This is a genomic window from Nocardia sichangensis (assembly GCF_047200615.1).
GTDB classification, from domain to species: domain Bacteria; phylum Actinomycetota; class Actinomycetes; order Mycobacteriales; family Mycobacteriaceae; genus Nocardia; species Nocardia sichangensis.
In genome coordinates this window covers 1-464 of sequence record NZ_JBJZOK010000144.1, presented here as the reverse complement: position 1 = coordinate 464, position 464 = coordinate 1, and the positions used below count along the sequence as shown (strand labels likewise).

General features: G+C 65.9%; 1 protein-coding gene. It reads right to left on the bottom strand.

The window, feature by feature from the left end; genetic code table 11:
* Nucleotides 1-464, bottom strand: a 464-nt coding sequence (locus tag ACL03I_RS39515) for an AMP-binding enzyme (protein WP_412808674.1), incomplete at both ends; no start/stop codon positions are given.

Genomic DNA, 464 nt, shown 5'->3' with positions numbered 1-464 from the left:
TCGGGTCGACGAGGGTGGAGGTGTCGCCGAGTTCGCGTCCTTCGGCGACGTCGCGCAGGAGTCGGCGCATGATTTTGCCGCTGCGGGTTTTGGGGAGTTCGGGGACGATGTGGATTTCGCGTGGTTTGGCGATGGGGCTGATCTCGCGGGCGACTTCGGTTTTGAGGTCGTCGATGAGGGTGTCGGTGGGTTGGGCTTCGGCGGTGAGGATGACGAAGGCGACGATGCCTTGTCCGGTGGTGGGGTCGGTGGCGCCGACGACGGCGGCTTCGGCGACGGTGTGGTGTCCGACGAGGGCGGATTCGACTTCGGCGGTGGAGATTCGGTGGCCGGAGACGTTCATGACGTCGTCGACGCGGCCGAGGACCCACAGGTCGCCGTCGGTGTCGAGTTTGGCGCCGTCGCCGGCGAAGTACCAGCCTTGGTCGGCGAAGCGTTCCCAGTAGGTGGCTTTGTAGCGTTCG